The organism is Kitasatospora sp. NRRL B-11411 (assembly GCF_000721345.1).
Classification (GTDB): domain Bacteria; phylum Actinomycetota; class Actinomycetes; order Streptomycetales; family Streptomycetaceae; genus Kitasatospora; species Kitasatospora cineracea.
In genome coordinates this window covers 1-8676 of sequence record NZ_JOGH01000184.1, presented here as the reverse complement: position 1 = coordinate 8676, position 8676 = coordinate 1, and the positions used below count along the sequence as shown (strand labels likewise).

The window sequence follows — 8676 nt, the reverse complement described above, 5'->3', positions numbered from 1 at the left end:
ACCCCGGCCCCCACCACCGCCACGTCCACCGCACCGCTCGCGTCCACCGCGCTCCTCCTCGACGACCGTAGGGGGACCACCGCACCGGGCCCCGTCCCCATTCGGAACCGGTCCACCGGGCGGATGGTCCGCCGCGCGGGTCGTCAAACGGACGGACGGGCGCCACACGGACGGGCGGGTGTCAGACGGGCGGACGGGCGTCAGGCGGACGGGCGGGCCGTTCCGGCCGTCACAGCACGTCCCGGCGGCGCTCCTCGACCACCACCTCGTCGACGCCGCGCCCGCCCAGGTAGCGGCGCCGGCCCAGCACCCGGGCGTACACCACCACGCCGATCAGGCCCGCCGCCATCAGGATGACCCCGACCACCGTGAGGTTGACGCCCGCCAGGTGCCAGTGCACGCCGAACGCCAGGATCGCTCCGACCGCCAGCAGGATGATGCAGCCACCGAGACCCATGATCGCCTCCGTCGTCGTCTCGGCCCGTCCCTCTGGCCGGGCCGGAACGGCGCCTACCCCCGACCGCCCGGAGGATTCCCGCCCCTGACGGCCCGTCGGCCCGTCGGCGCGGGGGAACGGGGGAACGGGGGAGCGGGGGAGCGGCGGGCAACGGCCGCCCGGCCGACGGGCGCCGGGGGCGGGTGGGGAGAATGGGCCGACACCGGGTCGGGGTTCGAGGAAAGGGCCGTGGAGTGCCGTACGTCGTCGTCAGCGCGCTCAGCCATGACGGAGTGGTCAGGGACCACAACGAGGACAGCCTGGTGCTGGGCCCGTGGACCCTGTGCGCGATCTCCACCGACAGCCCGCAGAGCATGGTCTTCCCGCTCGGGGGCACCCCCGTGCTGGTGGCCGTCGCCGACGGGCTCGGCGGGCACCCGGCCGGGGACGTCGCCTCCGCGCTGACCGTCCGCCACCTCGCCGAGGTCGGGCCGCGGTTGCGCACCGAGGAGGACGTCACCGAGGCGGTCCGCTCCTGCCACGCCGCGCTGCACGAGGCCGGGGAGGCCGATCCCGCGCTGACCGGCATGGCCACCACCGTGGCCGGCGCGGTGTTCGACACGGAACACCTGCTGGTGTTCAACGTCGGCGACAGCCAGGTCCACGAGATCACCCCGGACCGCGGCGAGGGCCTCGGCCTGCGCCTGCTCAGCACCGACGACAGCCCGCCGCCCGCTCCCGGCCGCCGCACCAGCCACCTGGTCACCCGCACCCTCGGCGGCGGCACCGCCCGCGACGAGCTGCGGCCCCACCTCGTCCGGCTGCCCGTCGAGCCCGGCGCCCGCTACCTGCTGTGCACCGACGGCCTCACCGACCCGGTCGCCCCCGAGGAACTGGCCGCCCTGCTCACCGAGGCCGCCGCCGAGGCCGACGGCGACCCGCAGGGCGACGACCAGCGGGCCCTGGTCGACCTGTGGCGGGCGGCGATCCGGGCCGGCGGCCCGGACAACATCACCCTCGCCCTGGTCCGGATCGAGGAGTGACCCCGGCGGAGCCCCCCGCCGGGTGACGGCCCGTCAGAGCGGGCAGTCGGTCAGCTCCCGGGTCTCCCCGGCCGGGCGCCCGCACCGGGGCTCGACCACGGGCGCGCCCTGCGCGTCCCGCCGCACCCGGATGATCTGCAGGCCGTGCCCGGGCTGGGGCCCGGTGGCCAGCGGCCGCGTCTCGCGGAAGTCGACCGTGCCGGTGGGCCGGTTGTTCAGCTGCACCGCGCGCAGCGCCGCCATCACCGAGCCCGTCCCGGTCAGCTGCGAGGCCCCGGCCTTGGCCGCCCCCGCCTGCAGCGCGGCCGTCGCGTCGTAGGCGAGGGCCAGCGAACCGTCCGAGAACACGTCGTCCTCGTACGGGTTGGCGGCGGTCGGCACCAGGTGCAGGACGCTCGCGGCGGTCTCCGCCAGGTCCGAGCCGCGGGCCGTCGCGGCCGGGTCGCTCAGCGCGGTGTAGTACAGGGTGGCCTGCGGGGCGATGGTCGTCCCCCCGGTGCGGAACTGGGCCTTCGTCAGGTCGTCGCCGGTCAGCACGGTCAGCGGCCGGGCGCAGCCCTTGTCGTCGGCCAGCCGGCGCATCAGCTGGTTGACGTCGTCGGCCCGGCCGGCCAGGTACAGCACGGCGGGCGGGTGCTCGCCGCGGCAGGTGGTGGCCAGCGCCGTCTCGTAGTCCGGGTCGCCGTTGCTGGTCAGGCCGTACTCCAGCGGCCGGCCGCCGATCAGCTGGTACCCGGCCGCGGCGAGCATCGCGCTGCCGTACCGGGCGTGCTCGGGGCTGTAGCGGTCGTCGGGCGTGGGCGTGCGGGTCAGCACGGCCGCCCAGCGGTCCTGCGGCGGGACGTCCAGGGCCTTGACGATCAGGCCCAGCGCCTTCGCCTCCTCCTCGTCGGTGGCGGCCAGGCCGAAGTAGTTGACGTGGTCGCCGGCCAGGTAGCTGGCCGAGTTGGTGGTGCTGACCACGGCCAGGCCGGCCTGCTGGAGCAGGGTCAGCGCGGAACCGCTGTCGGAGGTGTCCCGGCCCAGGCCCACCACGCCCGCGATCGAGCGGTCCCGGGCGGCCAGGGCCACGATCCGGTGCACCATCTCGGTCTGGAAGTACATGTCCTGCCCGCCGTTGGCGACCAGCACCTTGATCTTCAACGGGTCGCCCTCGTTGTTGCGGGCCTGCGCGAGGTGGACGCCCGCCAGCTCCTTCAGGCTGTTCAGCGCCCGCCCGTCCTGCCCGGCCGCGGTGGTCAGCGAACCCGCGTACACCACCGTGACGTACCTGACGTCCGGCAGCGCCGCCACCCGCTCGTTCTCGCGGCGGATCGCGTCCTCCAGCTCCCGCAGCCCGAGGTCCGCCCCCGTGCGCCCGGGGGCGCCCGCACCGGGCAGCGCGCCGTCCAGCCGGATGCCGCCCGCGCCCGCGAAGGTCACCGAACCGGTGGCCACGCCGATGCACTCCCGCGTCCCGCCCGGGCCGGTGCGCCACACCGCGTCCGGGTTCGAACCCACCAGCCGGGCCTCGCAGTACTGCCCGGACAGCTGCTGCACCCGCAGCCCCGCCCCGGCCGCCACCAGCACCAGCGCCAGCAGCACCGACCAGCGCGACCACAGGAACCACCAGGAGCGGCCCACCGGCACCGGCGCCAGCCGGGTGGTCTCGCCCGCCTGCAACTGCAGCCTGGTCAGCCGCACCGGCAGCGTCCACGCCAGCGCCCGCCCCCGGCTCGGCGCCTGCCGCACCCGCAGGTCGCTCACCCAGTCCTCGTACGGGCCGCGCCGCGCCCCCGGCGGGTGCGCCCCGACCGGCGCGGTGTGGCCGTCCTCCAGCCAGGCCGCCACGTCGGCGTGCGCGACGGCCGCCAGCACCAGCAGCGGGTCCTGCTCGCTGCGGCGGCTGCGCACGTCCGAGATCGCGCCGAGCACCCGCAGCGCCCCGCTCCCGGCGTCCGCCCGCGGCACGAAGACCACCGGCGGGACGCGCCGCTTGCGGCCCCGGGCGTCCGGCGCCCAGGAGCGGTGCGCCCGGCGCAGGTCCTCCAGCAGCGCGAGGGTGCGCAGCTGGAGGTGGAACTGCTGGGCGCGGTCCCGGTCCGGGGCCGGGGTGCCGGGCAGCTGGGCCTTGAGGATCTCCCCGGCCACCTCGCGGGCCCGGGCCTGCGTCACGTCCCACGACATCCGGGGCCGCCACAGCGACCAGGCCGCCGCCTGCCGCCCCGAGGCCGCCAGGAACGTGGTGGTGGCGAACCACCGGCTGGCCGGCCCCAGCCAGGACAGCGGCGCCGTGTTGCGCCGCACCCAGCCGGTCGCCCCCAGCACCGCGACCGCCGCCAGCAGCACCGCCGCGACCAGCTGCCAGGTCGCCTGGGTCAGCAGGCTGGTGAGCGCCGCCAGGACGAACGCCCCGATCAGCGTGGTGGAGTTCAGCACCGGCGACAGCAGCCGCTGCCACTCGCTCCCGGCCGTCCGCGGCTCGGGCCGCCAGTGCAGGTCGCGCAGCCGGGCCAGCACCGCCTCCACCAGCTCGTCGACCGGCCGCCCGGCCGGACCGCCCGCGGCCGCGCCCTCCGCGCCCTCCGCTCCCGCGGCGCTGGTGGAGGCGGTGGAGCCAGGGGTGCTGGGGGTGCCGGTGGAGCCGTCCAGGACGTGCCGGGTGGCGGCCTCGATCGCGGCCACCAGTCGGGAGCGCGGCGCCGGGTAGCCCCGGTACCAGGACGGGCCGCGGCGCGCCCACGGGCCCTTCGCCAGGCCGTCCAGCACGGCGATCGCGTTCTCGTGCGGATCGCCCTCGGCGGTGTGCGGCACCGAGCGGTGCGGCAGGTCGCCGCCCTCCTGCGCCTCCTGCACCGCCCGGACCACCGACCGGACCTCGGCGTCCAGCTCCGGATCGTCCTCCTGCGCGTACAGCACCACCACGGGCATCGGCAGCCGGGCCGCGCTGAACTGCGCCACCAAGTCCTGGACCAGCGCGTCCACCTCGTACTTGGCGGTGGTCCGCACCCCGCCGATCCCCGCGCCCCCGCGCACCGCACCAGACGCCATCCGCCACCCCCGTAGCCGCCGCCCCGCGGCCCGGATCCGGGCCGCGCCGACCCAGGCCCGAGGCGAGGTCGGAGAACAAATGTAGACCTTCGCCCCGACAGTGGAAACGGAGTTGTCCGCACTCCGCCGGGGCCGTTCCCGCTCACCGAACTCCCTTCCCTTCCTTGGTCCTTGGCTGCTCCTTGGTTCCGGGTGACGGTCCGTTCCGGGGAGGCCGGCCGGGGCCGCCGCCGGGCCCCGGGGGGCCGGGAACCCGATGTGGGAGCGCTCCCATATTTCGGCCGGGCCGTGTACGATCACGCCGCGGCGGGCGGCCGCGGGCCCGAACCGCGCACCACGACGCCGCCCCAGCACCACCCAAAGCCCGGGGAGCAACCCTTGTCCGACCCTGCGTTCACCGTCATCGACCTCGGCGGCACCACCCTGCGCACCGCCCGCTACGGACTCGGCGACGACACCGTCACCGACATCCGCCGCGTCCCCACCGACGGCATAGCCGCCCACCCCGACCTCCCGGTCGCCGAACTCCAGACCCGGGTCCTCCGCCAGGTCGCCGAACTCGCCGCCGAAGCCGTCGAACGCCACCGCAGCACCGCCGTCGCCGTCGCCTTCGCCGGCCCCGTCAGCGCCGACGGCCGAGCCCTCGCCGCTCCCACCGTCTGGGGCGGACCCGGCGGGCAACTCCCCGTCCGGCAGCTGCTGGAAGAACGGCTCGGCCTGCCCGTCGTCGTGGTCAACGACCTCACCGCCGCCGTCTGGCGCTACGTCGACCCCGCCGACGACCAGCCGTTCTGCCTGATCACCGTCAGCTCCGGCATCGGCAACAAGGTCTACCGCGCGGGCGAGGTCCTGCTCGACACCGAGGGCCACGGCGGCGAACTCGGCCACTGGACCGTCGACACCTCCCCCCAGGCCCCGCCCTGCGACTGCGGCGGCCGCGGCCACCTCGGCGCCGTCGCCTCCGGCCGCGGCGCCCTCGCCGCCGCCCGCCGCGCCGCCCACGCCGACCCCGACGGCTACGCCCGCTCCGCCCTGGCCGCGACCGCCCCCGACCCCGAACTCCTCGACAACCACGCCCTGGTGGCCGCCGTCCGCGCCGACGACCCCTTCGCCACCGAGGCCCTCCGCAGCGGCATCACCGCCCTCGCCTCCGCCATCACCGCCGTCTTCACCGCCATCGGCATCCGCCGCCACGTCCTGATCGGCGGCTTCGCCCTCGCCATCGGCCCCCGCTACGCCGAACTCCTCACCGCCGAACTCCACCGCCTCGGCTGCTTCGGCCTCACCCCCGAGGAGATCGGCCGGCTCGTCGTCCTCGGCGCCGCCGACGACGACTCCGGCCTGATCGGCGCCGGCCGCCTCCTCGCCGCCCGCACCCCGGCCGCGCCCCGCGCCTGACCACCGGCCCCCGGCGAGGCTCTGGGCCGTGTCTCGTAATCGATCTGGTGGTGGGTCATTGCGCTTCGGCTCGCCGCCACAGGATCAGCGAGGCGAGGACGGCGCCGGCCCGGTAGCGGCTGGCCGACTTGTCGAACCTGGTGGCCACTGCCCGGAATCGTCGCCCGACCGGCGCGGCGGCGGCGGGACGTCCGGGTCCGGGAGCGGTCCCCGGGCGAGGCGGAGCAGGTCCTCCGGGGTGAGTGCGGCCAGCCGTTCGCGGCCGCGGCGCAGCACCTCGGCCGCCGCGGCCAGCAACTCGTCCTCCGGCAGCGGGCGTTCGGGCAGGCCGGTGCCGAGCGGGGCGGCGGCCAGGTGCTCGCCGAGCGCCGCGTGCAGCCGCCCGGTGCCGGGTTCCCGGACGGTGAACGACAGGTGCACCGACAGCCCCTGACGGCCCGTCGCCGCGTGCGGTGCCCCGCGCGGGACGTACAGCGCCTGGCCCGGGGCGAGGACGGTGCGCAGGGCCACCGGCCCGGGTGCGGGGACGAGTCCGGGCTGCCAGTGCCCGTCCGCGGGCGGCCGGTGGACGGTCCACTCCTTCTCCCCGGTGAGCTGGACGACCAGGACGTCCGCGTCGTCGCGGTGCACCTTCAGCCCGCGTCCGCCGGCGGCGGTGGCGAAGCAGAACGCCTCGGTGCGGCGGCCGAGCCCGAGCGCGAGGCCGGCGGCCAGCGCCCGCACCGGGGCGTACCACTGGTCGAGCTGCGGCAGCAGCAGGGTGACGCCCTCGGCCAGCAGGGCGGCGATCCGCCCCGGGTCGGCCCACCCGTCCTCGGGCCGGCCGGCCACCGTCCGGACGCTGCAGAAGCGTTCGGGTGCGAGGACCGCGCCGTCCTGCACCATCTCCACGTACGGCACCCGCAGCAGGCCGCCGTTCAGCACGGCCGCCAACTCCGCGGCCCGGGGCAGCCCGGCGGGCCACCCGGCGGGCCGGAACACCCGCGCGGTGCGCTCCGCCAGCGCCTCGGCGAACGCGTCGGCGTCCCCCGTCAGATCGGCCAGTACCCGCTCCATCGCCCGTCCCCGCATCCCCTCGTGTCCCTCGTGCCCCTCGCTCGTTCTCCCCGCCCGCCGCTCGGGCCCGGCCCGCCGGGTCTCAGGCCCGGGTCTCAGGCCAGGCTCTCAGGCCCGGGTCTCAGGCCAGGCCGAGCGCGGGCAGGACGGTGGACTCCACGTAGCGGGTCAGGTAGTCCGCGTCGGCGGGACGTCCGGCGATGAGCGGCCGGATGCGGGTCATGCCGAAGATCATGCCAGGGACGAACTCGAGGGCGGGGTGGCCGGCCGGGACCTCGCCCCGTTCCACCCCGCGCCGCAGGACGTCCTCCAGGGCGGCGACCTCGGGGGCGATCACCGTTTCCCGCACCGCGTCCCGGAGGTCGTCGTCGGTCATGACGGCGTACCCGAGGGCCTGCAGCAGGGGGGTGTCCCGGTCCGACCACGCCCCGGCGGCCGCGGCCACCAGGCGGAGGTCGCCGGCCAGCGAACCGGTGTCGATGCCCGCGCAGCGCGGCTGCCGGTCGGCCCGCAGCGCGGCCGCGACGAACCGGGCCTTGGTCCGCCAGCGCCGGTACAGCGTCGACTTCCCGCACCGGGTGCGGGCGGCCACGCCCTCCATGGTGACGGCCTCGTAGCCGTGGGTGCGGACCTCGTCGAGCACGGCCTCGAAGAACTCCCGCTCGCGCTCGGACGTGATCTTCGAACGGGACGGGGCGCACCCCGACTCGGCCTCCCGCATGCCGTCCGCCTCCTCCCGCTCCTCCGGTGCCCCCGCCCTCCGTCCAGCATCCGTCCCCGGCGGGCCTGGTGCGGCCCGCCCTGCCCGGGGTGTCGGTGCGGCGAACGCCGTATGTACACTGCACAAACGTATCGATACGCGACTGTATCGATACGTCAGCGTATCGGCACTCGCACGCGCGGTCCAAGATCACGGCCCGCCGGTAAGGGGGGAGGGGTTGCCCGCCCGCACGGAATCCGCCGGAGCCCCGGCCGGGGGCATACCCCGGCCGCCGCTGGTCCGGGAGCTCCTGCTCGTCGTCGGACTGTTCCTGGTCTACAAGTTCGGCCGCCGACTGGCCATCGGCCGCACCACCGCGGCCTTCCACAACGCCGACCGGGTCTGGGGCCTGGAGCGCGCCGTCCACCTGCCGGGCGAGGACGCCGTGCAGTCGCTGCTGCTGCGCGACGAGACCGTGGTCCACCTGGCGAACGTCTACTACGCGACCGTGCACTTCCCGGCCACCGTCCTGTTCCTGGTCTGGCTCTACCTTCGCAGACCCGCCCACTACCTGTGGGCCCGCCGGGTGCTGGCCGCCGTCACCTCGGTCGCGCTGATCCTGCCCTTCGTCTTCCCGCTGGCCCCGCCCCGGATGCTCACCTCCACCGGGCTCGAGGACACCGGCCGCCTCTACGGCCCCTCGGTGTACGGCCCGCCGACCACGGACCACCTCTCCAACCAGTTCGCCGCCATGCCCTCCCTGCACTTCGGCTGGGCCCTGATGGTCGCCATCGGCCTGATCGCCGCGACCCGCTCCCGCTGGCGCTGGCTCTGGCTCCTGCACCCCCTGACCACCCTGACCGTGATCGTCGGCACGGCGAACCACTACTGGCTGGACTCCGTCGCCGCCACCGTCATGTTCCTGCTCGCCTTCGCCTTCATCCGCGGCCCCGACACTCCCCCCTCCTCCCGCGGCCCCCGCCCCCGCCCCCGCCCGGTCCGGCCCCCCGACG

General features: G+C 76.2%; 7 protein-coding genes. 3 read left to right on the top strand and 4 right to left on the bottom strand.

The genetic code is table 11. The features are described from left to right. Positions 1–229: 229 nt before the first annotated feature. Positions 230–457: a DUF6458 family protein gene (locus tag IH44_RS0137670; RefSeq protein WP_030464356.1), complete on the bottom strand. Its 228-nt coding sequence runs from the start codon at positions 455–457 to the stop codon at positions 230–232. Positions 458–690: 233 nt separating this feature from the next. On the opposite strand from IH44_RS0137670, the gene IH44_RS0137665 reads away from it, so the two are divergent. Then, positions 691–1479 carry a PP2C family serine/threonine-protein phosphatase gene (locus tag IH44_RS0137665; protein ID WP_030464355.1) on the top strand — a complete coding sequence of 263 codons (789 nt, stop codon included), beginning with the start codon at positions 691–693 and terminating at the stop codon, positions 1477–1479. Between the two features lie 33 nt (positions 1480–1512). Here IH44_RS0137665 and IH44_RS0137660 read toward each other — a convergent pair whose 3' ends face one another. Next, positions 1513–4509 (bottom strand): hypothetical protein, encoded by a 2997-nt coding sequence (locus IH44_RS0137660; protein ID WP_157852603.1) that lies wholly within the window; start codon positions 4507–4509, stop codon positions 1513–1515. 378 nt (positions 4510–4887) lie between these two features. Between IH44_RS0137660 and IH44_RS0137655 the strand changes: the two genes are divergently transcribed. Then, on the top strand, positions 4888–5907 hold the full coding sequence (locus IH44_RS0137655; protein WP_030464353.1) for an ROK family protein: 1020 nt from the start codon (positions 4888–4890) through the stop codon (positions 5905–5907). Positions 5908–5991: 84 nt separating this feature from the next. Here the strand turns inward: IH44_RS0137655 and IH44_RS0137650 are convergent, their stop codons facing one another. Both IH44_RS0137650 and IH44_RS0137645 read right to left on the bottom strand, forming a co-directional pair. Next, complete coding sequence (locus IH44_RS0137650) at positions 5992–6963, bottom strand: JmjC domain-containing protein (protein ID WP_051818146.1); 972 nt, start codon at positions 6961–6963, stop codon at positions 5992–5994. A gap of 121 nt (positions 6964–7084) precedes the next feature. Then, positions 7085–7684 (bottom strand): TetR/AcrR family transcriptional regulator, encoded by a 600-nt coding sequence (locus IH44_RS0137645; protein WP_030464351.1) that lies wholly within the window; start codon positions 7682–7684, stop codon positions 7085–7087. Positions 7685–7901: 217 nt separating this feature from the next. Between IH44_RS0137645 and IH44_RS0137640 the strand changes: the two genes are divergently transcribed. Next, positions 7902–8676 (top strand): phosphatase PAP2 family protein (locus tag IH44_RS0137640; RefSeq protein ID WP_030464350.1); only part of this gene is annotated, 775 nt, incomplete at its 3' end.

Coding starts and splice junctions, on each gene's coding strand:
- IH44_RS0137670 (WP_030464356.1), bottom strand. CDS start 457: ATGGGTCTCGGTGGCTGCATCATCCTGCTGGCGGTCGGAGCGATCCTG.
- IH44_RS0137645 (WP_030464351.1), bottom strand. CDS start 7,684: ATGCGGGAGGCCGAGTCGGGGTGCGCCCCGTCCCGTTCGAAGATCACG.
- IH44_RS0137660 (WP_157852603.1), bottom strand. CDS start 4,509: ATGGCGTCTGGTGCGGTGCGCGGGGGCGCGGGGATCGGCGGGGTGCGG.
- IH44_RS0137650 (WP_051818146.1), bottom strand. CDS start 6,963: ATGGAGCGGGTACTGGCCGATCTGACGGGGGACGCCGACGCGTTCGCC.